General features: G+C 64.3%; 2 protein-coding genes. Both read right to left on the bottom strand.

Annotation, left to right across the window (positions count from 1 at the left end; translation table 11 throughout):
- Nucleotides 1-2: 2 nt before the first annotated feature.
- Complete coding sequence (locus tag ACFWAD_RS12480; RefSeq protein ID WP_378544162.1) at nt 3-26,591, bottom strand: non-ribosomal peptide synthase/polyketide synthase; 26,589 nt, start codon at nt 26,589-26,591, stop codon at nt 3-5.
- A complete protein-coding gene (locus ACFWAD_RS12475; protein WP_378544159.1) occupies nt 26,591-26,737 on the bottom strand; it encodes a hypothetical protein in 147 nt (48 codons plus the stop codon). The genes ACFWAD_RS12480 and ACFWAD_RS12475 overlap by 1 nt, the downstream gene beginning before the upstream one ends.
- Nucleotides 26,738-26,912: the final 175 nt, after the last annotated feature.

The raw sequence follows: 26,912 nt of genomic DNA, 5'->3' as shown, positions 1-26,912 counted from the left end.
GTTCAGACACCCCACTGAGCGATAACTTCTCGCAATCGTACAGCTATGGATGCCGCAGGCCCCGGTTCGATCATCTGGTTGTGTTCACAGTCGACTTCGACGACGCGGATGTCACCCGTCACGAACCGGCGCCATTCGGCCACATCGTGTCCGTTTTCGCTCGACCTTCCGGCGACGAAGAACTCGATGTCTCCGGCGTGAACCGGCGGTCGGTGCTGATTCGTCAACGCGACGGAGTGGGAGTAACCGCGACTGATCCGCGCTAGATGCTCCGCTTCGATCCCGATCCCGGCTCCCAGGGTCCGCTCCAGCAATTCCGCCGCTTCTTCGAAAGTCTCGACTGTCTTCGATCCCGCAGGCATCGCGAGCCCCGCCAGCAGTTCGGAGACCGAGAGTTCAGCGGGCTGATCGGAATCGGACGATGGATAGCTGTCGAGGATCGACAGCGTCACGTCACGTCCGCTCCGAGTGAGACTGTGCGCCACGGCGTGTGCGATGACGCCGCCGAGCGACCAGCCGGCCAGATGGATCGGGCCGGTCGATGCCACCGCTGCAATGCGATTCGCGTAGTCGTCGGCGAGTTCGGTCAGCGAGTCGAAGCTGGGCCCGCCGCTCAGTGACGGTAGCTGCAGACCGTAGACGGGTTGATCCAGCTCGAGATGCTTGACGAATTCCGCGTAGCCCCAGGACAATCCGATACCTGGATGAACGAAGAACAGTGGTGCACGATCGGATCCGGCGCGCAGCGTGATCATCGGGGCAAGCAGATCCGACGAGTCGTCCGGCGAGTGTGCGTCCATTCCGTCGGCCGCCCGGGCGACACCGGCAGGCGTCGGATCCAGGAACAGTGCCTGCAACGGCACCCGCATCCCGAGGCGCTTTTCGAGTTCGATGGTGATCCGGGTGGCCACGATCGACGTTCCTCCCAGTTCGAAGAAGTCGTCGTCCACGCCGATGTGTTCGTGACCGAGCACGGTCTCGAAGATGTCGACGACTGTTCGTTCGGTGCCGTTGGCCGGCGGTGCGTACGGGACCGAACGACGCTCGAAGCTCGGCGTCGGCAGTGCTTTGCGGTCCAGCTTGCCGACCGGCGTCACCGGTATGCGGTCGACGACAACGATCGCGCCGGGAACCATGTGCGCAGGTAGGCGAGAAGACAGGTGGCGTCGGAGCTCCCAGTCGTCGACGGTCTGTCCATCCACGGGCTGGATGTAGGAGGCGATCATCGTCTCCCCCGACGGCGCTTCGTGGCCGAGTGTCGCGGCGAAGTAGACGGAGGGGTGTGCCATCAGGACGGAGTCGATTTCGCCGAGCTCGATGCGGAATCCGCGGACCTTGATCTGGAAGTCGCTGCGGCCCAGGTATTCGAGGGTGCTGTCGGAGCGCCAGCGCACCAGGTCGCCCGTGCGGTACATCCGCTGGCCTGGTTCGCCGAACGGATCGGCGACAAATCGGTCGGCGGTGAGGTCGGGACGATTGTGGTACCCGCGGGCGAGTCCGGGGCCGGTCACGTACAGCTCCCCGATGACTCCCACCGGCACGGGCTTGAGGTGCCCGTCGAGGACCAGGCCGGCGAAGCCGATGGCCGGACGGCCGATGTTGATGTCCTTGCCCGGGCGCATGGGTTCACTGACGCTGGCCTGGATCGTGGATTCGGTGGGTCCGTATCCGTTGAACATGCGACGGTCTCGGCCCCAGATGTCCACGAGTTCGGGTGGGCAGGCTTCGCCGCCGACAGCGAGCACGCGGAGTTCTGGCAGCGCGGAGCTTTCGATGGAGCTGAGCGCGGTCGGTGTGATGAATGCGTGTGAGACGTGTTCGTCGGCAAAGATTTCGGCCAACTCGGATCCGCCGAAGACCGTGGGTGGGATGACGACCAGGCAGGCCCCGCTGCCGAACGCCATCATGAGTTCGAAGACGGAGGCGTCGAAGCTCGGTGATGCGAGGTGCGAGATCCGCGAGTACGGCTGGACGTTGAATCTCTTGTGTTCTTCGGCGTTGAGGTTGGACAACCCGAGGTGGGTGACGATGACGCCCTTCGGCTTCCCGGTCGAACCCGAGGTGTAGATCAGGTACGCGGGATGCCCGTGATGCAGTGGGATCGTGCGGTCGCGATCGGTGATCGCGGCGACGCTCTGGCGCTCGATCTCGTCGACGGTCTCCGCTTCATCGAGGACCATCCACTCGACCGTGTCGGGAAGTTGACTGCGGTGAGCGTCGTCGGTGATGCCGAGTACGGCCCGCGAATCGTCGAGCATATGGTTGATGCGGTCGTCGGGATAGTTCGGGTCGACGGGCAAGAATGCTGCCCCGGTCTTCGTGACCGCCCAGATGGCGACGATCTCCGCGGCGGACCGCGGCAGACCCAAGGCCACAAAATCTTCGGGTCCGACACCGCGCCGGCACAGCGCTCTCGCCAGCTTTGTCGATTCCTCGTCGAGTTCGCGGTAGGTCATCGACCTCTCACGACTCGAGAGGGCTGGTGCATCCGGGTTCGAGGCGACTGCTTCGGCGAGGATCTCAGGCCACACGCGCGCTCGAGTCGCGGCTGCCCCGGATGCCGGCACCAGAGCGGCTGTTTCGTCGGCGGCGAGGATACCGATGTCGGCGATGCGTGTTGCCGGTTCACGTCCGACAGCGCCCAGGATCAGGCGAAGTCGGTCGGCAAACCGCCGAATGGTGCCGGGTTCGAACAGATCCGTCGCGAAGTCGAAGGCAGCGGACATCCCGGCAGGGGCGCCGGTCTCGTCGAACTTCTCGTCGACGATCAGCTCGAGGTCTTCCTTCGCGAATTTGGTTTCCACGGTCAGCCCGTCGATGTCGAGGCCGGGCAGATGGAAGTGCGCGGGTTCGTTGTTCTGAAGTTCGAGGGCTACTTGGAACAGCGGCGAGTACGACGTGGATCTGGTCGGGTTGATCACGTCGACGAGCCGCTCGAAAGGTAGATCCGAGTTCTGGAAAGCGGCCAGATCGATTTCGCGGATGTGATCCACCAGTTCGGCAAACGTGATGTCGGGATCGACGCTGGTCCGCAGGACCAGCGTGTTGACGAACATTCCGACGAGGTGGTCGAGCGCTGCCTGACCGCGGCCGGCGATCGGGGTGCCGATGGTGACCTCGTCTGCGCCGGACAGCTTCGACATCAGCACGGCCAGTGCGCCGTGCAGTGCCATGAACATCGTGACACCGTGGGATCTGGTCAGGTCCGCGAGCGCGCGGTGGGTGTTTGCGTCGATCTCGAAGGTGAATCGGTCACCGTGGAAGGTCTGTTGCACGGGCCGCGGGTGGTCGGTGGGCAGAGCGATGACATCGTCGAGTCCGGCGAGTTGCTCACTCCAGTAGCGCAGTTGGCGGCTGATGACAGATTCCGGATCGTCTTCCGATCCGAGGACCTGATGCTGCCACAACGTGAAGTCCGCGTACTGCACTTCGAGTGGCGCCCACGTGGGCTCGGTTCCGGCCGTACGCGCCAGATAAGCCGCCATGACGTCGCGTGCGAGCGGCGCCATCGACGAACCGTCGGCGCAGATGTGGTGGACGACGACAAACAGAATGTGAACGGGTTCGTCGGTGTCGAGTCGGAAGAGTGCCACGCGCAGCGGCAGGTCCACCGACACGTCGAAGCCGGTGGTGGCGATCCGTTGCATGCGCTCTGCGAGTTCGTGCTCCCCCAACGTCATTTCACGGACCGGAGGTATTGCCTCGTCGGCGGTGAGGACTTTCTGAATCGGATCGCCGCCGACGGCGGGGAACACGGTCCGGAGTGTTTCGTGGCGCTCGACGACGTCGGCGATCGCCTGTTGCATGGCGGCGACGTCGAGATCACCGGTAAGACGCACTGCCAGTGGGATGTTGTAGGCGGCCGATCGTGTGTCGAATTGGTTGAGGAACCACATGCGCTTCTGCGCCAGTGACAGCGGGACGTTGCCGACGCGCTCCATGGGAGTGAGCGGCACTGTGCCGACGGCAGTGACGGCGCTGGAAAGCCGCTCGGCGAGCTGGGCGGTCGTGGGCGCTTCGAACAGCACGCGTACCCCGACGTCGATGTTCAGGGCGGAGTTTAGCCGCGAGACGACGCGAGTGGCGATCAGTGAGTTGCCGCCGAGTTCGAAGAAGTTGTCGTCCAGGCCTACTCGCTCGACGCCGAGTACATCGATGAACGCATCGGCTATCCGGCGTTCGAGGCTGGTACCGGGGGCCCGGAATTCCACGGCGGTTCCGGTGAACTCCGGGGTCGGCAACGCTTTTCGGTCGAGCTTGCCGACCGCGGTGCGGGGAAGCTCGTCGACGATCATGATGCTGGCCGGAACCATGTGCGACGGAACACGTCCGGCAAGGTGCGCGGTGATCTCGGCGCCCGTGAGCGTCGATCCTTCCTCGACTGTGAGGTAGGACGCGAGGACAGTCGCTCCGGCCGGTCCGTCGACGCCGAGTGTCACGCAGTTCGTGACAGTCGCCATTGCGGTGATCTGGGCGTCGACCTCACCGAGCTCGATGCGGAATCCGCGAATCTTGACCTGGAAGTCGCTGCGCCCGACGTATTCGATGGTGTGATCGCTTCGCCAGGAGACGATGTCACCGGTGCGGTACATCCGGTCGCCCGGCTTGCCGAAGGGGTCGGCGACAAATCGCTCACTCGTCAGGCCGGGACGCCGGTGGTATCCGCGAGCCAAGCCGATTCCGGCGATGTACAGCTCACCGGGAGCTCCGACGGGTACCGGTTGCAGGCGCGAATCGAGGATCATCTCGTGCACACCGCGGATCGGGCCACCGATAGTGATGGGTGCGCCCACCGTCATGGGTTCGCTGATGTCTGCCATGACGGTTGTCTCGGTTGGGCCGTAGGCGTTGACGAATTCGCGTCCGGGAGCCCACAGACCGACGAGGTGCGGTGGCAGTGCCTCTCCCCCGACGACAACGTGCCGGAATTCGTCCAGGCCGGCCGGGTCGACGGTGGCGAGTGCCGCCGTGGTGACAAACGCATGAGTGACGTGTTCGCTGCGGATCAGACTTGCCAGTTCGGCTCCGCCGTAGATGTCGGTCGGGACGATCACCATGGTTGCTCCGACACCGAATGCCTGCAGGTACTCGAAGATGGCTCCATCGAAGCTCGGGGTGGCGAAGTGCAGGGTCCGAGACTGGTGATCGGCGTGGAATCGGCGTTGCTGATCGAGTGCGAAGCTGTCGAGCCCGGTGTGGGTGACGACTACTCCCTTGGGTCGTCCGGTGGATCCCGAGGTGTAGACCACGTAGGCGGCGTTGTCCATGGCCACCGGTGCGAGCCGTTCGTCCTGGGCGATCGGCAGTGTGCAACTGGTGGCGACGTCGTCGTCGAAGGCTTCTTCTCCGAGCACCAACCAGGACACGATCGGTGGCAATGTCTCGATGGCGTCGACGACGGTCAACCCGAACAGCACTTCGGAATCGCTGAGCATGTGTTCGATTCGGTCGGCCGGATAGGTGGGGTCGACGGGGACAAAAGCTGCGCCGGTCTTGGCGACCGCCCAGACCGCGAGAACCGATTCGATGGACCGTTCGATGCCGATGGCAACCGACGTTTCGGGTCCGGCGCCGCGGCGGATCATGGCTCTGGCCAACTGGTTCGAGCGCCGGTCGAGTTCGGCGTAGGTCATGGAGCGATTGCCGGACGAGAGCGCGATGCGGTCGGGATATGTGGCGGAAACGTCGGCGAGTATCTCCGGAAGCGTTCGAGCGGAGCGACCCGGGGATCCGAAGACCGGCGCAAGATCGCGGCTTTCGAACTCCGTGAGTACCTGCAGGCGGGCGAGCGGTTGATCCGGTGCCGAGGCCATATGTTCGAGGACGATGCCGACGCGCTCGGTGATCTTCGCGACTTCGCGCGCCGAGAAGTGTGTGGGCAGGTACTCCATCTTCAGATTGAGTGTGTGACTTTCCGACGCGACCACGGCGATCGGGTAGTGCGCCGAGTCGCGTCCGTCGATGCCGAGAACGTGCATACCTGCGATGTCGGTTTCGGCGGTCAGAGCTGCCTCGTCGACGGGATACGACTCGAACACCGTCAGTGTGTCGAAGGATCCGGCGGCGCCGACTGCTCCCGCGATGTCCGACAGGCCGATGTGGTGGTGGTCGAGCAGTGCCGCCTGCTCGGATTGGACGCGAATGGCCAGTTCCGCGAGGGTTTCTCGGGCGTCGAGGCGGACTCGCACCGGGACGGTGTTGATGAACAGGCCGACTATCGATTCCACCCCGGACACCTGGGGTGGGCGTCCTGAGACGGTTCCGCCGAAGACGACGTCGTCGCGGCCGAGGAGTTCGGCGAGCACGATTCCCCAGGCCACTTGGACCAGGGTCGCCATGGTCAGACCGCGGCTTCGCGCGAATGCCCGAAGAGTCTCGGCTCGTTCGGTCGGCAGTGAGTACGAGTGAATGTCACTCGCCACGGTTTCGGCGGCGGTGCTTGCCTGCGAGAGTTGGGTGGATGTGTCGACGCCTCGTAGCGCTTCCTGCCACGCCCGCAGCGAGATTTCGGGTTCCTGCTTCGAGATCCAGGTGAGGTAGTCGCGATACGACTGAACTCTGGGCAGAATCTCGGGGTCGCCGTCAGTTGCGTAGAGAGTGAGCAGGTCTCGAAGCAACAGCGGAGTGGACCAGCCGTCGAACAGGATGTGATGGTTCGTCACGACGAAGCGTGCCGCGTCAGGTCCGTTTCGCACGAGCATGAACCGGATCAGTGGGGCTGTTTCCATGTCGAAACGCTCAGCGCGATCACTCTCGAGCAGCTGAGCGAACGCGAGTTCGCTGTCTTCGGCCCCGGACAGGTCGATTTCGGTCCAGCTGATCTCGACTCCGGACCGGATCACTTGCAGCGCCCGACCTCCCGGCGCGGCGACAAATCCCGCGCGCAGGCTCGGATGACGATCGACCAAGGCCTGCGCGGCGCGGCGCAGTCGCGGCGCCTCGACCCGTCCCCCGAGCTCGAGGGTCAGTTGCACCATGTACGGATCGATTTCCGTTTCGTCGAACTGAGCGTGGAAGAGCATGCCCGATTGCAGAGGTGACAGTGACCAGATGTCGGTCAAGTTGGGGAATCTGTGCTCGAGTTGTTCGATGCTCTGCTGGTCCGCGGTGACGAGATCGAGATCGGTGGGCGTGAGCTCACGCTCGGAGTGTTCGTCGACGTACGAACTCAGCGCGCCGAGTGCAGTGGCCCAGAGCTCCGCCAGTTCGGTGACTTCAGCCTCACTGAGGATGCCGCGGGGGAAGGACCAGGTAGCCCGCAGAATGGGACCGTGTGCGGTGTCGGTGGTGACGGCGTTGATGTCGAGTACCGACGCGGCAGCAAGCTCTCCGCTGTGCGCTTCGTCGAGGGTCACTTCGGAGATCGGGAGCCACGGCACTTCGCCGTGCTCGGGATCCGAGCCGGCAAATCGTCCGAGGTAGTTGAACGAGATCTGGGGTGTGGGCAGCTCCCGCAGGTCTTCGTTTCGATCGAGGTACTTGAGCATGCCGAAACCGATTCCGTTGTCCGGAATGTCGAGCAGCGTTTCCTTGACGAGCTTCACGGCCGAGGCCGCGGTTGTTCCACCGGACAGAGCATCGACGACGTTGAGTCCGGTCAGGTCGATCCGCACGGGGAACAAGGTGGTGAACCAGCCGACCGTGCGCGAGAGGTCGGCACCCGGTGCGGCGTTCTCCTCGCGGCCGTGTCCTTCGAGGTTGAGAAGCACTTCCCCGCTGCGCTGTCCGCGTGATCGACGCCAGGCGGTGACGGCAATCGCGAGAGCTGCGAGCAACCCGTCGTTGACCGAGCCCCCGAAATGTTGAGGCACCGTCGAGATGATGTTCTCGGTTACCGAGGTCGGAACGTCGACGCTGACGCGGTCGACAGTGGAACCGATGTCCACGGCAGGGTCGAGTCCGCGTGTTCCGAGCGGTGGCTCGTCGGCCCGCATTCTCGACCACAATTCGATCTCGTCACGTCGATTCGCGGCGGTCTCGGCGAGGGCTGTCGCCCAACGCCGTATCGACGTTCCGCCGGGCGGAAGCATCGGCGTTTCGCCGTCGAACGCCGAGGCGTAAGCGGTGACCAGGCCGGGGACGAGCATTCGCCAGGACACACCGTCGACTGCGAGGTGGTGAAGGACCAGGAGCAACCGGCCGGCCTCGGCCTGGTTGCCGTTCGCGCTGACGGGATCCAACCAGAGTGCGCTGATCATCTTTCCGTGCTCGGGATCGAGACGGCTGGATGCGTCCTGCATCGCCGCTTCCGCGGCAGCCACGAATTCTTCGCCGCTGGTGGACACGATGGGGGTTCGGCGCAGGACGTCGGAGGCGGCGACGGTGCCGGGTTCGCGGATCTCGAGTTGGTGAGTCGCGGTGTCCAGACGCGCCCGCAGTACGTCGTGACGATCGAGGATCGTTTGCAGTGCACGCTCCAGCGCGGGGCCGGAGACATCCGCGGGCAGTGCGATGAGCGCACTCTGGCTGTAACTGCGGATCGTGCTCAGGTCTCCGCGACTGCGTTCGACCAGCCACTCCATGATCGGAGTGAGCGGTAGTGTCCCGACTCCCCCGCCGGGTAGCTCGGTGAGAACCGGTGCAGCTTCCGCTGATTCGACGAGGAGGACCTTCGTCAGGCCGGCAACCGTCTTCGCTTCGAAGACGTCCCTCGGAGTGAAGATGAGGCCTGCGGACTTCGCCCGTGAGACGAGTTGGATCGACATGATCGAATCGCCGCCGAGACCGAAGAACGAATCGTCCACTCCGATACTGCCCCGCCCCAGCACTTCCGCGAACAGGTCCGCGAGGACCGCCTCGGTAGCGGTGGCCGGTGCCCGCGTCGTCTCCGTTGTTCCCACGACGGCGAAGTCCGGTGCCGGGAGGCCGCGTCGGTCGAGCTTTCCGTTGACGGTCAGCGGAAGTGATTCGAGGACGACGATCGCGGTGGGCACCATGTACTCCGCGAGTTCGGCGGAGACGAAGTCGGTCACCGTTGCGGAATCGACGGCACTGCCTGTCTCTGCGACCACGTACCCGACGATCCGGGGTGAGGCGCCGTCGGTACGCACGAGCGCCACGGAGGCCGCGACGCCGGGGCAGCGGAGCATCGAGGCTTCGATCTCTCCGAGTTCGATGCGGAAACCGCGCACCTTCACCTGGAAATCACTGCGGCCCACGTACTCCAACTGCCCCGCGTCGTTCCACCTCGCCAGGTCCCCGCTCCGATACATTCGATCCCCCGAACTACCGAATGGATCGGGAAGGAACCGTACCGAAGTCAATGCGGGTTTCCCGAGGTATCCCCGAGTCACCTGATCACCGGCGACGTACATTTCGCCGACAACACCTGGTGGTACCAGGTTCAGTCGCCGATCGAGTACGTAGACGGACAATCCTGGTACCGCTCGCCCGATGATGCTCGCCGACGCGTGCTCGCTGTCGTAGCGGTCGAGCGCGATTCGACTGACGTGCACTGTCGTCTCGGTGATCCCGTACATGTTGACCAGCGTCGGCGCCGTGTCGGCGCGCCGGTCGTACCACTTGCGCAATTGGCCGAGATCGAGAGCTTCGCCACCGAAGACGACGTAACGCAGTGCAAGGTCGGGGTCCGTGCCGCTGGGTGTGTACGCGCGGTCGGCTTCGGCGAGTTGGTAGAAGGCGGTGGGTGTTTGGTTCAGCACCGTCACTCGCTCGCGGCGGAGCAGTTCGTGGAACATGTCGGGCGATCTGGTCGTGTAGTAGTCGACGACGACCAACCGGCCACCGTGCAGCAGCGGACCCCACAGTTCCCAGACGGAGAAGTCGAATGCGTACGAGTGGAACATCGTCCACACGTCCGAGTCGTCGAACCCGAACGTCGGGGACGTGTTGTCCATCAGAGTCAGGACGTTTCGATGGCTGACCTGGACACCTTTGGGGCGCCCTGTGGATCCGGAGGTGTAGATGACGTACGCGACCGCGTCGGGCAGAAGTGGTGTCGTCCGGTCCGCGTTGGTGATGCGATGTGGCGCGGAGTGATCGAGGCGTACGGCGATCTCCGACGATCCGAGTTCGACGATGTCGATGCCGGATTCGATGATCTCCGACGGCAGATCGTTGCGGAAGTCTCCGGTCGTGACCAGGCACACCGGCCGCGCGTCGTCGAAGAGGAATCGCATCCGCTCCGCCGGATAGGTGATGTCGACCGGCAGGTATGCCGCGCCGGTCTTGATGACGGCGACAAGGGCGAGCACGAGGTCGGTCGTTCTGGGCATCGCAACGGCCACCACGGATTCCGGACCGATACCGCGACTGATCAGAAGCCGCGCGAGGCGGTTCGCGCGCCCGTCCAGTTCGGCGTACGTCATTGCGCCGTCGCTGTCGTTGACCGCGGTCGACGACGGATGCGCTGCAACAGCCTCGAAAAATCGGTCCGCGATGTTGTCGGCCGGAGCCGGTTCGGCGTGAGTGTTCCACTCGGTCAGCATCTGTCGACGCTCGTCGGCGCCGACGACGTCGATGTCGCCGGTAGGAGTCGACGGGTCTCGGGAGACCGCCTCGAGGAGGGTGATCAGCCGGTGTGAGAACGATTCGATCAAATCACCGTCGAACAGGTCTGTGGCGTAGACGAATTCGGCGTCGATACCATCCGAATCTCCGTCCGCACCGTACCTTTCGGTGACCGCGAGTTGGAGATCGAACTTGGCGACAGGAAGGTCGAACTCGACTCCCGAAACCGACAGCCCCGGCAGTTCGAGTTGCGGTAGTGCGTTGTTGCGGAACTCGATGAGTATCTGGAACAACGGAGTGTGTGAAGTCGAGCGTTCCGGGTCGAGTGCGTCGACCAACCTTTCGAAGGGCAGGTCAGCGTGTTGGAACGCACCGAGATCACCTTCACGAACCTGGGCGAGTACGTCCTCGAACGATGCGTCGGGCGTGATCTGTGTTCGCAGCACAAGTGTGTTGACGAACATTCCGACCAGGTGATCGAGTTCGGCCTCTCCGCGGCCGGCGACGGGTGTACCGATGGCGATGTCCTCGGTTCCGGCCAGACGCGCTGCGAGCACTGCCAGCGCTGCATGCATGACCATGAACATCGTGCTGCCGTGCTCGCGTGCCAGGTCGGTCAGCGCTCGATGGATCTGCGGTGAGACAGCGAACCGGTGCACCGAGCCCGCCATGGAGGGCTTCGCCGGACGCGGGAACGACGTCGGCAGCGCGATCGGCTCACCGAGTCCCGCGAGACGGTCCTTCCAGTAGTCGAGCTGACGGGTCAGGGCGGAGTCCGGATCTTCTTCGGAGCCGAGTACCTCGTGCTGCCACAACGCGAAGTCGCCGTACTGCACGGCCAGTTCCGACCAGCTCGGCGCGCTGCCGGCGCTGCGGGCCGCATATGCCGCTGCCACGTCCACGGCCAGGGGGTTCATCGAGAACCCGTCGGCGACGATGTGGTGGACGACGATCACGAGCACGTGTCTGCGTGTGTCCCCGTCCACGCGTAGGACTGCGCAGCGGATCGGGACGTCGGCCGAGGCGTCGAACCCTTCCGAGGCCAATTCGAGAATTCGATCGGAAACTTGTGCAGCAGCGACGATCTCCGGTTCCAGGATCGGCATGACGGCCTCGGCGGAGACAACCTGCTGTACCGGTTGTCCGTCGATCGAAGGGAACTTCGTCCGCAAACTCTCGTGGCGGCCCAGTACGTCCGCTACGGCCTCCTGCAATGCGGCGAAGTCCAGATCGCCGTCGAGGCGCACGGCCAGGGGAACGTTGTAGGCCGGTGACGTCACGTCGAACTGGTTGAGGAACCACATCCGCTTCTGCGCCAGCGACACGGGCAGTGGGTCCGGACGAGACCGTCGAGTCAACGGTGGTCGGGGGTTTTCGCCGCGGCCGACACTCTCGGCCAGACGCGAGAGCTGCCGAACTGTCGGAGACTCGAACAATCCTCGTACGCCGATGTCGGTGCCGAGTAGCGCGTTGACGCGGGCGATGACGCGCGTCGCGGTCAGTGAGTTTCCGCCGACGTCGAAGAAGTGGGTGTCGATGCCGATGGGGGTCACTCCGAGCACGTCCTCGAAGACGCCCGCCACCAGTCGTTCCAACTCGGTGGTCGCTGCCGTGAACATTTCGGCATCGGTGTCGAAGCGAGGCTTCGGGAGAGCAGCCCGATCGACCTTGCCGACGCCGGTGAGTGGCAGTTCGTCGAGCACGACGACGCTCGCGGGCACCATGTGTGCCGGCAGCACGTCTCGAGCCGCTGCCCGGATGTCCTCGGCGGTCACGGGGTGTTCGTCGTCGCAGACGACGTACGCCGCCAGAGCCTGCTCGTCCGACGGTCCGCGCACCGCCAGCGTGACCGCGTACTCGACGCCCGGCAGCTGACCCAGTGCAGTGTCGACCTCGCCGAGTTCGATGCGGAAACCGCGGATCTTGACCTGGAAGTCGCTGCGTCCGAGGTACTCGATGGTGCGATCACTGCGCCAGCGCACGACGTCGCCGGTGCGGTACATCCGCTCCCCCGGCTCGCCGTACGGGTTGGCGACAAATCGTTCGCTCGTCAGTGGTGAGCGCCCGTGATAGCCACGCGCGAGTCCGACGCCCGCCACGTACAGCTCCCCGGGAACACCGACAGATACCGGTTGGAGTCTGCGATCGAGGACAACTTCGCTGAATCCTCGGTTCGGCGGCCCGAGATAGACCTTGTCGCCGGCTGGTATGGGGTCACTGAGATTGCAGGAGATGGTGGTTTCGGTGGGACCGTAGACGTTGACGAACGATCTTCCCGGCGCCCAGGTGCGCACCAGGTCTGCCGAGGGGGCCTCGCCGCCCACTGTGATGGTGGTCAGTTCGTCGATTCCCTCGGGGTCCACCGACGTCAGCGCTGCGGGCGTGATGAACGCGTGGGTGACGTGTCCTTCCCGGAGAACGTCGGCAAGTTCGGTTCCTCCGTAGACGGTGGTGGGAGCTACGACCAATTCGCCGCCGACGGCGAAGGCAAGCAGATATTCGAGAACGGAGGCGTCGAAGCTCGGTGAGGCGAAGTGCAGTGCGCGTGAATTCTCTGTGAGACCGTAGCGATGGCGCTGTTCGTCGGCGAAGTTCTCGAGACCGGTGTGCGTGACGACGACGCCCTTGGGTCGGCCGGTCGAGCCCGAGGTGTAGATGAGGTAGGCGGTGTTCTCCAACCGCGGGGTTCCTCGGCGCTCGTCTTCGCGTAGCGGCGCCGTGGACACTCCGGAGAGCCGAGCGATGCTCGTCGGGTCGTCGAGTTCGAGCCACTGCGTCGCACCAACTTCGCCGGGTCGGTGGGCTGCAGTGGTCAATCCGAGCGAGGATGCCGAGTCCTCGAGCATGAACGAGATCCGGTCACTCGGGTAGCGCGGATCGATCGGCACGAAGGCGGCGCCGGTCTTGGTGATCGCCCAGACGGCTGCCACGGATTCGAAGGAACGTTCCACACAGATCGCCACCCGTGAGTCCGGGCCGGCGCCTTCGGAGATCAGCACGCGTGCCCACTGATTCGAGGCTTCGTCCAGTTCTCGGTAGGTCATCTTTCTCTCACCACAGGACAGTGCGATTCGTTCGGGGAATCTGCTCGCCGTGTCCTCGAAGATGCGATCGAGTGTCCTGACCGAGCGCCCTTGCTTTCCTCGCGCGGGAACAAGTTGCTGCACTTCGGAATCCGGCATCAGACGCAATTTTGCCAGCGGAAGATCCGGTTGCGCAGTGATCAGTTCGAGGGTGCGGAGCAACCGGTCCGCGATCGCGTCGATGTCGTGATCGCCGAGGACTCCCGGGAAATACTCGAACTTGAGCCGCAAGCGTCCGTCTGCTGTGGAAGCGACGATCGCGAGCGGATAGTGCGCCGCGTCCTCGGCGTCGTGGACGTCGAGGACGTGCATTCCGGCGATGTCCGTGCCGGACGAGAGTCCACCGCGGTCGACGGGATACGACTCGAAGACGGTCAAGGTGTCGAATGATGCAGCACCCCCTACTGCCGATGTGATGTGGGAAAGACCCACGTGGTGGTGATCGGACAGCTGCGCCTGCTCGGTTTGGACACGAACACACAGTGCTGCCAAAGACTCTCGCGGGTCGAGGCGAACTCGCACGGGGACGGTGTTGATGAACAGGCCCACCATCGACTCGACGCCCGGAACCTGGGGTGGGCGTCCGGAGACCGTTCCGCCGAAGACGACGTCGTCGCGGCCGAGGAGTTCGGCGAGCACGATTCCCCAGGCCACCTGGATCAAGGATGCTGTCGTCAGACCGCGGGAGCGGACGAATCCGCGCAGGAGTTCCGTCTCACGTTCTCCGAGCGCGGTGGTGGTCGAGCGTGAGGTTGCACCGTCTTCGTCGACTGCGTGGGTTCCGGTGAGCAGTGTCGGATCGTCGAGACCGCGAAGCGCTTCGTCCCAGGCCTCGATCGACTCGTTCTCGTCGCGAGTGCTGATCCAGCTCAGATAATCCCGGTACGGATGCGCGCGCGGGATGGCGCTGTGATCACTGTCCGTGGCGTAGAGGGTGAGTAGATCGCGGACCAGCAGCGGCATCGACCATCCGTCGAGGAGGATGTGGTGATTGGTCAGGATCAACCGGTATGCGTCGTCACCAGTACGCAGAAGCAGGAACCGCAGTAGGGGCGGCGTGTCCATGTCGAAGCCGCGCACCCGATCCGCATGGAGGAGTTCGCGTATCTCGGTCGCCTGTTCGGTGGGAGCCAACGGGGAAATATCGATCTCGGTCCACGGCACATCCACGGCGGCGCTGATCACCTGCACCGATCTCCCACCGGTGTCGGTCGTGAACGCAGCGCGTAGGCTCTCGTGTCTGTCGAGCAGCGCCTGTGCGGCACGGTGCAACCGGGACGCGTCGACGCCGTCGAGTTCGAGTGTGAGTTGGACGGTGTACGCGTCCACGGTGTGTTCTGCGTAGCGGGCATGGAACAGCAGTCCGGATTGCAGCGGCGAGAGGGACCAGATGTCGGTCAGCGTCGGGAACTCGAGCTCGAGGCGATCGATGGACTCCTGGTCCAGGTCGACCAGGTCGATGTCCGACGGTGTGAGTCCACCGTGTTCGCTCTGCTCGGCGTATGTGGCCAGAGCACGCAATGCCTGTACCCAGAGTTCTGCGATGGCGCGCGCATCACCGTCCGCCAGCACGGCGGTGGGATAGGCGATAGTGGCGCCGATGTGCGGTGCACCCGAGATTTCGGTGGTGACGACATTGACGTCCAGTACCGAACCCACGGGCATGTCGGACTGAGCTGCCGCTTCCAGATCGACGTCACGGGCCAGTGCCCAGTCCCCCAGCGACTCTCCGGCTTCGGTGCCGGAAAAACGCCCCAGATAGTTGAACGAGATCTGCGGTTGGCGGAGGTCTTCGAGTACCGCTCGGCCTACCTCGTCGAGGTAACGCAGAACTCCGTACCCGATACCGCTGTCCGGAACACCCAGTAGCTCTTCCTTGACGCGCTTGAGCACCACCGCGGCGTCGGGGCCGCTGCTCATCACGTTCGCGATGTCGATGTCGGCGAGGTCGATCCGCATCGGGAAAACGCTCGTGAACCAGCCGACGGTGTGCAGCACATCCGCTCCGGGGACCACGTGAGCTTCGCGTCCGTGGCCCTCCATCGAGACGAGCACGTTGTCGGTTCGTATGCCCTGTGCCTGCCTCCACTGCGTCAGTGCCAGCGCGAGAGCAGCAACGAGGCCGTCATTGACGGATCCACCGAACAGCGCCGGAAGCGTGGTCAGGACTGTTTCGGAAAGTTCGACGGGTACGTCGGCGACAACTCGGCCGACCGAATCGAACGTGTCGAGCCGCGGGTCCAGCGGCCGGGTTCCGATCAGCGGGTCGGCACCTTCGAGTATCGAACGCCACCTGGGCAATTCGACTCTTCGATCGGGCGCGATGTCACGGAGCGCGTACGACCAACGACGAACCGACGTTCCCGAGTACGAAGGCTCCGGTTCCTCGCCTGCATCGATGCGGTGGAAAGCCGACGCAAGTTCCGGTACGAGGACGCGCCAGGAGACACCGTCGACTGCGAGGTGGTGGATCACCAGGAGCAACCGGCCGGTGTTGTGCACGCCGGCCAGCCAGACGACACGGACCATCACACCCCGGCTGGGGTCCAGTTCTCGGCGTGCACCGCCCAGGGCGTCGACGATCGCCGCGTCGAACGCTGCGGTGCCCGGCTCGGCCTCTACCTCGAGTACCTGGCAGATGTCCTCGGCTGCAACAGCTCCCGGCTCGTCGACGACGAGCCTGCGCTCGCCGTCGAGTTCGAGGCGCGCGCGAAGGATGTCGTGACGATCGAGGACGACTTGAAGAGCCGCGGTCAACTGCTCCACACTGCGAAGCCCGTGCGGCGCATTGAGAAGGGTGGCCTGGGAGAACGAATCGAGCCCTCGGTGCTCGGAGCCGAGCCGGTCGAGCCACCACTGCGCTACCGGCAACAAGGGCACGTGGCCCACGCCGCCTCCGGGAAGTTCCTCGAGCACCTCGGGTTCGTCGTCCTTGGTCGACGCCAGCAATACCGCAAGACCGGCGACCGATTTCACCTCGAAGACGTCACGCGGGGTGAACACGAGTCCCGCGTCGCGGGCGCGGGCGACAAGCTGAATCGACATGATCGAATCGCCGCCCATCGAGAAGAACGAGTCGTCGACGCCCACCGATTCGATACCGAGGACGTCGACGAACAGGGCGGCCAGCGTGCGCTCGGTATCGGATTCGGCTGCCCGTGAGCGTGCCTGGGTTACCCGGAAGTCGGGAATCGGCAGTGCTCGACGATCGAGCTTTCCGTTGGCTGTCATCGGAAGTTCGTCGAGGACGACCACCACTGCGGGAACCATGTACGGGGCAAGAGCCGAACCCGCGAACGCGATGACGGCCTCGGGATCCACAGTCTGAGCGTCGCTGGCAGGCACTACGTACCCGACGATCCGTGCGGCGCCTCCCTCACGTTCGAGCGTCGTCACCACGGAATGTGCAACGCCGGGATAGCGAGCCAGAACTGCCTCGATCTCGCCGAGTTCGATGCGGAATCCGCGAATCTTGACCTGGAAATCGCCGCGGCCCTGATACTCGAGTTCTCCGTTCTTGTTCCACCGGGCGAGGTCGCCGGTGCGGTACATCCGCGTGCCGGCACCGCCCGTGGGATTGGGTACGAACCGTTCGGCGGTGGTGCCCGCGCGGTTGCGGTAGCCGCGGGCGAGTCCGTCGCCGCTGACGTACAACTCCCCCGTCACTCCGACCGGGACGCGGTGTAGGCGATTGTCGAGAACCCACGCGGTGATGCCTGTCGACGGCCGTCCGATGGTCACCCGATCGGTCGGTGACATCGGCTCGGTGATGCTGGCTACGACCGTCGATTCGGTCGGTCCGTAGGCATTGATCATGATCCGGTGATCACTGACCCAGGCGGCGACGAGATCGGGCGGGCAGACATCGCCGCCGGTTCCGATGCAGACCAACTCGTCCAGTCCACTCGGATCGACCGTGGCAAGAGCGGCTGGGGTGATGAAGGCGTGAGTGACGTGTTGATCGGCGATCAGGCTCGTCAGTTCGGTTCCGCCGATGATGCTCGGTGGAGCGATGATCATCGTGGCCCCGGCACCGACCGCCATGAGGAGCTCGAGAATCGAGGCGTCGAAACTCGGTGAGCTGAAATGCAGCGTGCGGGAGGTCGACTCGACTCCGAAGCGACTGCGCTCCTGCTCGGCGAGCGCCGAAAGCCCACGGTGAGTGACCATGACGCCTTTGGGGACGCCGGTGGAACCGGAGGTGTAGATGACATAGGCCGGATTGTCGAGAGACGCGGTTCCCAGCAGTTCCGAAGCCTCTATCCGGTGATCACCGGTCTGTTCGAGGGTCTCGAGGATCTCGGCCTGATCGAGCAGAATCGCGTCCGCCTCGTTCGGGACGACACCGGCATGCTCGGCGGTGGTGAGAACGACGCCCGATCCCGAGTCGTTGATCATGTGGTGCACACGATCGACGGGATACGCCGGGTCGACGGGTACGAACGCAGCGCCGGTCCGAGCAACCGCCCAGATCGCCACCACGGATTCCAGTGAGCGCGGCAATGCCAGAGCGACAACGGATTCCGGGCCGGCCCCGCGGCTGATCAACAGTCTCGCGAGCCGGTTGGCGCGGCGGTCGAGTTCGGAGTACGTCAGATGTCGGTCGCCGAAAACCAGCGCGGTTCTCTGCGGTTCGCCAATGTACCTCCGCTCGAGCAACGTCGAGAAGTGAACCTGCTCGGGAAGTTCCGGTGCGACGGTGCGGATCGTGTCGAGATCGCTCACGAGATCGATGTCGCCGACCGGTGTGTGCGGCGACTCCGTCACGGCATCCAGAATACGAATCAGATACCGAGCAAAACCGTCGACAGTCGCCTCGTCGAACAGCGCTCTCGCGTAGGTGAATCCGGCCTCGATGCCCGCCGGCTGACCGTCCTCGTCGTAAGTCTCGGCCAGAGTGAGCTGCAGATCGAAATTCGAGACGGTGGATTCGAGTTCGAGGACTTCGACGTCGAGATCCGTTAGACGAACAACTGGTCGAGTGGTGTTCTTGAACTCGAGCATCACCTGGAACAGCGGTGAATGCGACGTCGACCGCTCCGGAGCGAGCGCATCGACGACGCGCTCGAAGGGGACGTCTGCGTGAGCAAAGGCGTCGAGGTCGGTGCTGCGAACCCTGGCCAGGAGATCGGTGAAGGAGGCCGAGGGGTCCACGTCGGCGCGCAGGACCAATGTTCCGACGAACATACCGACCATCGGATCGAGCAGGGCATTTCCGCGCCCGGCGATCGGTGAGCCGATCGTTATGTCTTCCATGCCGGACAATCTGGCCAAGAGCGTTGCGTAGGCGGCGTGAATCGCCATGAACATACTGCTTCGGTGTTCGATCGCGGTTTCGCTCAGACGACGGTGGATGCCGGCATCGATATCGAACCGGACGACGCCGCCCGAGAGATCCTGCACACGCGGCCGCGGACGATCTGCAGGAAGCGCGAGAAGCTCGGGCACACTTGCCAGCTGACGTGTCCAGTACTCGAGCTGACCGGCGAGCGTACTGTCCGGTTCGTCGATCCGCCCGAGCGCCCGTTCCTGCCAGATCGCGAAGTCCGCGTACTGGACCGGGAGAGGAGCCCAGTCCGGGGTCTCCCCTCGATGTCTGGCCGAATACGCGCTCATCACGTCGAACGCCAACGGTGCCATCGAGAATCCGTCGGCGCAGATGTGATGGACGACCACAGCCAGGACGTGATCTTCTTCGTCGACCTCGATCAGTTCGGCCCTGATCGGCGGGGCCTGCGTGACGTCGAAGCCTGTCGAGGTGACGCGCTCGATCTCCGTGAGTACCGCTTCGGCGTCTGCGCCGACAACCGGCATCGTGCCCAACGCTTCACCGGGTTCCACGATCACCTGCGCCGGCACTCCCTCGATCATGGGAAACAGCGTGCGCAGCGATTCGTGGCGATCGAGCACATCGGTGATCGCGCCTTCCAAGGCCGCAACGTCCAACCGGCCTCTCAGCCTGATCGCTATGGCGACGTTGTACGCCGCGGAGGTGACGTCGAATTGATTGACGAACCACATGCGCTTCTGCGCCAGCGACAGCGGAATCGACTGTGGCCTCGGCAACGCCTCGAGCGGAAGGACGGCCGGTCCCCCTCGCGCCGTGGCGCACTCGACCGCCAACTGAGCAACGGTCGGCGCGTCGAACAACTCTCTGATCGACAAGTTCAGCGACAGCGAATCGTTCACTCGCGCCACGGCACGGGCAGCGACGAGACTGTTCCCGCCGATCTCGAAGAAATTGTCGTGCACACCGACGGCACCGGATTCCAGGAGTTCTTCGAAGATCGACGCCAACTGGGCTTCGATCGGCGTTCGCGGCGCCAGATACGTCTGCGAGCTGTCGAAGCTGGGCGCGGGCAGGGACTTCCGATCGAGCTTGCCGGTCGAGCCGAGTGGGAACACGTCGAGGTCGATGACCACTGCCGGAACCATGTAGGCCGGGAGGAGGCCTCTCAACTCGGTGCGTAGGCTGTCCGTGTCGATCGAAGTCCCGGCTTCGGCGATGACGTAGCCGACGAGACTGTCACCGACCACGTTGTCGTGATGGACGAGAGCAGCAGCTTGCGCGACACCTGTGAGCCTCAGCAATGCTGCTTCGACCTCGGCGAGTTCGATGCGCTGGCCGCGGATCTTCACCTGGAAATCGCGTCGGCCGACGTAGTCGAGTAGCCCGTCGGCGCGCCATCGGACGACGTCGCCGGTTCGGTACATCCGTGTGCTCGCCGGGCCGTACGGATCTGCAACGAATCTGTCGGCGGTGAGGTCACTACGCCCGAGGTATCCGCGCGCCAGTTGCACTCCCGCCAGATACAACTCGCCGTGCACGCCGACCGGGACGGGGTGCAGCCTTCCGTCGAGGACATAGAGCTGGGTGTTCCACACGGGCGCACCGATGGGAACGGTGACGGTCATGTCTGGGGTGAATTCGGCGGCGCTCACGTCGACGGCCGCTTCCGTGGGTCCGTACAGGTTGAACAACCCTGCAGGACTCAGACGAGTGAACGCCTCCGCTGTGGTGGGCGCAAGAGCTTCACCACTGCAGAACACCTGGCGCAAGCTCGCGCACTGCTCGGGAGACGCGACGGCGACGAATTCCGCGAGCATCGACGGTACGAAGTGCGCCGTCGTGACTCCCTTTTCGGCGATCAACGCCGACAGGTACCCGGGATCACGGTGCCCCTCCGGTTCCGCGATCACCAACTGCGCGCCGGTCTGCAGGGGCCAGAAGAGTTCCCACACCGAAACGTCGAATGTCACCGGAGTCTTGTGCAGCACCACGTCCGACGCGTGAAGTGGATACGCGTCCTGCATCCACAGAAGGCGATTGACGATCGAACGGTGCGATACTGCAACGCCTTTCGGTCGACCGGTCGATCCGGACGTGAAGATCACGTATGCAGCATTGTCCGGACGGAGGGGCGCGACCCGATCAGCGTCCGTGATCGGCGCCGTCGCGGGAACCGGATGATCGACATCGACGTCGACGATCGGCACTTCTGCGGGAAGGGCGCCCCGATCCTGGGGGCGGCTCAGCACGCAGATCGGTTCCGCGATGTCGAAGACGTAAGCAATGCGCTCGGCAGGATGATCGGGGTCCACCGGGACGTATGCCGCACCGGCACGGATCACGGCGTGGACGGCGATGAGCAGTTCGGCCGACCGGCGAATCGACACCGCGACGCGCATGTCCGGGCCGACGCCGCGGCCGATGAGGGTTCTGGCAAGTTCGCTCACCCTCGCATCGAACTCCGCATACGTCAGTGTCCGCTCACCGAAGATCAGCGCGGCCCGCTCGGGTGTTCGGGCTGCCTGCTCCGCCGCCAGGTCGGCCAGGGTGGTGATCGGTACTACGTGCTCGGTGGAGTTCCAACGCTCGAGGACCAGTTCCGCCTCGCCCGGGGCTGTGAGGTCGACGTCGCCGACGACGGATTCCGGGTCGGCAGCTACCGCGTCGAGGAGCATCGTGAAGCGATCGGCGAGGCCCGACATGGTGTCCGAGTCGAACAGTTGGCTGGCGTAGTTCAACTGGCCGTCGAGATGGTCGCCGCGGTCGGTCAGAATGACCTGAAGATCGAACTTTGCTGCACCCGTGGAGAGTTCGTCAACCGTGACGTCGAGTTCGGGCAAGGTGACTTCGGTGGGAGCGGCGCCCTGCATCACCAGCATTACCTGGAACAGCGGCGCCTGGTTGTCTGCGAGGGACTCGACGAGTACGTCGTACGGCACTTCGGTGTGCTGCAAGGCCGCCACGTCGACGTCGCGCACACGGGTGAGAACTTCGCCGAAGGTGAGTCCCCCGTCGAGAACCGTCCTCAGCACCACCGTGTTGACGAACATTCCGACAACGTCGTCGAGGGCTCGCTCGCTACGCCCGGCCACCGGGGTGCCGATCGTGATGTCGTTCGCTCCGCATTCTCGGCTGAGCAGGACGGCCAGCGCGGCGTGGATCACCATGAAGACGCTGACATCGCTGCGCGCCGCGATCTCGCCGACCCGGCGGTACGTCGCGGAGTCGATACGGAAATCGAGATCGTGACCGCGCAGCGAGACACCGGCCGGCCGCGGATGATCCATCGGCAGTTCCGCAAGCTCGCCGCGTTCGGTGAGCGTGTGCGACCAGAACCGCAACTGCTCGGCGAGTATCGAATCCGGGTCGGACGCTTCGCCGAGCGCTCCGCGTTGCCATTCGCTGAAATCGCCGTACTGCACTTCCAGTGGCAGCCACGCCGGTACACGTCCGCTCGCCCTCGAGGCGTACGCGACCATCACGTCACGGGCCAGCGGGGCCATCGACAGGCCGTCCGCGGCGATGTGGTGCACGACGAGGACCAAGGTGTGTTCGAGTTCGTTCACTTCGAGCAGAGTCGCGCGGATCGGCACCGATTCGCTGACGTCGAATCCCGTTCGCGCCAGTTCGCTCGCTCGTACGGAAGCCGCTGCGGCAGGAACGGTTTCCACCTCGAGGTGATCGAACATCTCGTCCACACCGAGAACGTGCTGTACCGGACCGCGAGCGCTCTCGGGGAAAACGGTCCGCAAGACCTCATGCCGGACGATCACGTCCCGCAGGGCGGCGAACAGGGCATCGACGTCGAGAGCGCCGGTCATTCTCACCGCGATCGGGATGTTGTACGCCGGCGAGTTCGGATCGAGTTGATTGGTCAGCCACATTCGTTGCTGCGCCAGAGATACCGGTATCCGATCAGGGCGATCGATACGCGTCAGTGCAGGCGCGCGGGTATTCCGCGAGTCCGCGAGGTCGGCGCGTGCAGCCAGAGCGGAGACTGTCGGTGCCTCGAAGAGGTCGAGAACGCTCAGCGTCGTCCCGAGCGCTCCGTTGACCCGGGACACGACGCGAGTCGCGATCAGCGAGTCACCGCCGAGGTCGAAGAAGCTGTCGTCTGCTCCCGCCCGGGTGATGCCGAGCAGATCGCAGAACACCGCCGAAATCCGCTTCTCGGTCGAGGTCTCGGGTGCACGGTATTCGGCCGAGCCGCCCGCCGAATCGATGTCCGGCAACGCCTTCCTGTCGATCTTTCCTGCCGGAGTCAAGGGAATGGAATCGAGTACGACGATCCGCGACGGAACCATGTGAGCTGCCAACGAGGATCCGGCGTGGGCGATCAACTCGGAGTTGTCGATGTGTGTACCCGCAGCCGCCGTGACGTACGCCGCCAACAGTGTTTCCCCGCTCGGGCCCGCAACTCCGGCGGCGACGGCCTGGGCGACGCTCGGATGGCGGCGCAGTACGTCGTCGATCTCACCGAGTTCGACGCGGAAACCGCGGATCTTGATCTGGAAGTCGCTACGGCCGAGGTACTCGAGTTCACCGGCGCCGTTCCACCTCGCGAGGTCGCCGGTGCGGTACATACGTTCTCCCGCAACACCGTTGGGGTCGGCAACAAATCGTTCGGCCGTGATCGTGGCACGCGCGTGGTACCCGCGCGCCAGACCGATACCGCTCACGTAGAGCTCGCCGGCGACACCGATGGGCACCGGTTGAAGCCGTGAGTCCAAGAGGACGGCCGCGGCGCCGCGCATCGGCTTTCCGATGGTGACGGGAACATCGCTGCTCAGCGGTCCGGTCAGGGTGGCGACGACGGTGGTTTCGGTCGGTCCGTACGCGTTGAACATCGAGCGTCCGTGTGACCACTGATCGACCAGTGCGGGCGAGCAGGCGTCGCCGCCGGTCACGATCACGCGAAGATCCGGCAGGCCGGCGGGATCGACGGTTGCGAGCGCGGCCGGGGTGACGAAGGCATGTGTCACCCGGCCGACGCGCATCACCTGGGCCAGTTCGTCGCCGCCGTACACCGTCGGTGGCGCGATCACCATCGTTGCTGCGCCGCCGAAGGCAAGGAGAAGTTCGAGGACCGAAGCGTCGAAGCTCGGCGAAGAGAAATGCAGTGTGCGGTCTCCCGGTTCGACTCCGAACCGGTCTCGCTCCTCGTCGGCGAAGCTGCTCAGCCCGCGGTGGCTGACCACCACGCCTTTGGGGACACCGGTCGAGCCGGAGGTGTAGATCAGGTACGCCGGATCGTCGTAGTGCACGCGTGAATGACGTTCGGCATCGTCAACCGGTGCATCCGAGCAGTCGGCGTTCAATTCGTCGAGAAGAAGCCAATCCACCGAGTCGGCGAGCCCGCCGTGGTGCTCCCCCACGCTGATTCCGACAACAGCTCCCGAATCGGTGAGCATGTGCCGAATACGGTCCTCGGGGTAGTGCGGATCTATCGGGAGAAAAGCTCCGCCGGCCTTGGCTACCGCCCACGTCGCGGTCACGGATTCGATCGACCTCGACAATGCCAGGGCGACGTAGGTGCCGGGGCCAACCCCGCGGGCGATCAATTCGCGGGCGAGCTTGTTCGACTCGGCGTCGAGTTCCCGGTAGCTCACCTCACGATCGCCGAACACGAGCGCTGGGGCATCGGGGTTTACAGCTGCGGCTCGGCGGAGGAGGTCGGGGAGGGTCAGCGGGTCGGACGCAACCTCTCCCCGTGCCGGTACCAGGGACTCACGTTCCAACTCGTCGAGGAGATCGAGGTCTCCGATCGGCGTTTGCGGGGCTGCGGCTGCGCCGGAGAGGACCCACACCAGTCTCGAGAGGAAACCTCGGACCGTGGATTCGGCGTAGTGCTGTGCGGAGTACGCCACCTCGAGGGCATTGGCCTCCGCGTGGACCTCGATCGCCACGTCGAGGCCGGCTATCGTCGTCTCCCGCGATCCGTCGTTGAGACGGACGTGCAGCTCGGGCAGCTCGGGGACACCTGTCGCCGATCGAACCAGCAACGTATCGCGTTCTTGCGCAAGAGAACCCACGAATTCATCGAACGGCGCTGCCGGATCGACCTCGCAGCGTAGGGGCAAGGTCCCCAGCTCGGTCCTCGTCCCGATCAACACGTCCCGGCGCTCGGTCGATCTCGACAGCAATGCAGCAAATGCCGCATGGACAACGGCAAAGAGCGAGACACCTTCCGAGCGTGCGAGTTCGGCGACCGCGGGATCGAGCGGGACGCTCAGTCGATTCGTACCGGTCGGCTCCGATTCGGCGTCGATTCGCCCGAGATCCAGTGTTTCGAGGCCCAGTGTCTCGAGGCCCAGGGTCGAACCCTCGTCGGCGTCCCCCAGGTATCTCGCCCAGAACCGCTCGTGTTCCCTCCGCTGTGCACTGCGTGCTCCAGCCTCGGCACTTGCCGGATGAATCCGGTTCATCGGCGTACCGGCGGGCGCTGCTGTCAGTTCAGCGACCAACTCGGTGAAGGCTCGGTGGTGATCAGCCAGTTCGTCGTGACCGTAGCGATTGGGGTTGCCACGAAAATCGATCAACGTCTGGGCCGGATCGCCGCTCTGGTACACGTTGACCAGGAGATCTTCGACCGGCCCCGACGTGACGATGTGGAACTCGCCGGTCAGTGATCCCAGCGTGATCTCCTGCCGGAAAAGCATCACATTCATCATCGGACCGGACAGACGCGCGTCGCCGACCGCCAGGCCTGCATCACGCCGGATGTCCTCGAGACTGCACCGCTGATGACGAAGCGCACCGAGAAGTTCGAGTTGAACCCGCCCGACCAGATCGTCGACGCTTTCGCCGGGGTCGACGTGGATGTGAAGCGGCGCGACGTTGACCAGCATGCCGCCCGACCGTTGCAGCGGCGCCGTGGTCCTGGCCGAGACCGGCAGGTTGATCAGAACGTCGTCGTAGCCGGTGTTGCGGGACAAATAGCACGCCAGTGCCGAAATCAGCACCGCCGCCGCAGTGGCACCGGAACGTGTATTCCACTCGTCCAACGCGGCAAGACTGTTCGGCGACATCGCGGCGCTGACGAGTTCACTGTGCGCAGTCGGCGGTCCCTCCCGCGTGGCCAACGTAGAACCGTGTTCGACGCCGGACACGCGCTGGGCCCAGTATTCGCGGTCGGCGTCGAATCGGCTTGATTCACGGTACTTCTGGTCGAGTTCGGACAGTGTCGTGACGTCGAGCGCCTTGTTCACCGCAGGCTCTCGACCCTCGACGGCGGCGGTGTAGATCGCCGCGATCCGATTGACGATCGTCATTCCGCTGTATCCGTCGAGTGCAACGTGGTGAATCCTGGTGTACCACAGGTAATCTCGATCACCAGTTTGGAGGATTGTCATTTCGACAAGGCGATCGCGCGTCAAGTCGAGCGTCGTCGCGTAGTCGTTGTCCATCCACTCCGACGCCGCGAGCCTCGGATTCTCGCGCTCACGGAAGTCGAAGTAATCGATGCCCGGATCGATCGTGAAGTCCACGATCTGGCACGGTTCCCCGTCCGGGTACATCAACCGCAGAAATGGCGATTCGAACTCGTGGGCAGCCTCCACCGCAGCGCGGCTGAGCAGCTGCATGTCCAGGTCGCCGTGGAATTCGATGTACTGCGCGATGAAGTACGGGACCGTCGGGTGAAGTTGCTGCGCGAACCACATGCTGCGCTGGACGGCCGAGAGAGGAAATGCCCCGGCCGGCAGACTCCGTGATCCGGTCAGCGGATCGATCCTCTTGTCGGTATCCATCACGACCACCCCCACACAGCGTTACCGCGATCAGCGTTACCGCGATCAGCGGTGCCACGATCAGCGTTGCCACGATCAGCGCTGGGAACTGTGGTTCGGGGATTGAAGAGAAACATCGCACCGCCTCGATATCGAGTGGAAACCATGTGGCGATCCTGCGAGAGCGCAGCCGAAGGTCATCGACCTCGACGAAGGGTCGCTTCGAAGTCCGAACCTCCCCGAAGGTCCGAACTCAGGATCAGAATTTGTCGTCGTCAGGCGTCAGGCGCACCGCAGTGATGCGGTGCTCAACGCAAGGCTAGAAACCGGTTGCCCACACCT

Source organism: Rhodococcus sp. NPDC059969 (assembly GCF_042738325.1).
GTDB lineage: Bacteria > Actinomycetota > Actinomycetes > Mycobacteriales > Mycobacteriaceae > Rhodococcus_F.
This window is presented reverse-complemented; position numbering and strand designations above follow the sequence as displayed.

What these genes read in the sequence shown, in the direction of transcription:
- ACFWAD_RS12480 (WP_378544162.1), bottom strand. Translation starts at nt 26,591, where the DNA reads ATGGATACCGACAAGAGGATCGATCCGCTGACCGGATCACGGAGTCTG.
- ACFWAD_RS12475 (WP_378544159.1), bottom strand. Translation starts at nt 26,737, where the DNA reads ATGGTTTCCACTCGATATCGAGGCGGTGCGATGTTTCTCTTCAATCCC.